Raw genomic sequence first — 970 nt, 5'->3', positions numbered from 1 at the left:
TTAGTCAACTTATGGTTTTGACAAAATTCATAACCCTTAGAGTTTTAAACCGATTTGATTGGTTATCTCGTTGCTGATTTTGTAGAGCAAAGCGTCTCTTTGCTTTCTCTACTCTCTCTAATAGAGGTGTGGTTAGCCACTTTCTCTATTTGTTTTTTCTATTGCTAGAACCTTTGAGTTTCCATCTCCTTTGTGCTTTAGTGAGTTTAGTTTGTAGATTTTGGAAAAACTTTTTATATGGGTAGAACACGCCATTGCTGGCTATGACTAGAGACTCTAAACCCATATCTAAACCCACGGCTTTTTTGATAGTTATGGGTTTAGGTTCAGGCTTATTATCCTCATAGCTTATAGAGAGGTAGTATTTATCTGCTACACAAGAGATAAACCCCTGCTTGACGATAGAGTTTGTAGGCAAATGCCTATGAAACTTGGCTTTAATAGCTTCTTTGAATTTGGGTAGCTTGACTTGGTTGGTTTCTTGTTTGATTTCTAAGTGTTGCGGGACACAGAAAGATTGCTTAGAATGCTTTTTAGATTTGAATCTAGGATAATCTGCTAACTTAGAAAAGAATTTATCAAAAAGCTGTGCTCAGTTGCCTGAGTGCCATTTGCAAGCTTTGAGAGTTGCACTCACTCAAATAAGCGTAAGCCTCTTGCTTTTTAAGGGGGGTGAGCACCTTTTGCATGCTAAAGTAATTTTCTCTAATGCGATGACGCGTATTGCTTTTGGCGGTATGCTAAAAAGTAGTTATAAATCACCCTAGCACAGCCAAAATGTAACTGCATCGGTGCTTTTTGCTCAACACTAGAGTAAATCCTAAACTTTATTGCTTTAAGCAATTTCTTACACCTTAACTATTTTACATCTATAACATAATTTTATAAAATATTTTTGAGGTAGAGCTATGAAAGAAAACCATTACAAACTCAAAGGCTATCTATCCACAAACAAGAGCAACTACAATCT

At 36.2% G+C, this 970-nt stretch carries 1 pseudogene; it reads right to left on the bottom strand.

Going from position 1 to position 970, the window contains the following annotated elements:
- Nucleotides 1-45 precede the first annotated feature (45 nt).
- A pseudogene (locus tag C6H04_RS08240) lies at nt 46-843 on the bottom strand (RNA-guided endonuclease InsQ/TnpB family protein); the annotation flags it as partial.
- Between the last annotated feature and the right edge of the window lie 127 nt (nt 844-970).

The organism is Helicobacter salomonis, assembly GCF_900197775.1.
Lineage (GTDB): Bacteria > Campylobacterota > Campylobacteria > Campylobacterales > Helicobacteraceae > Helicobacter > Helicobacter salomonis.
This window is presented reverse-complemented; position numbering and strand designations above follow the sequence as displayed.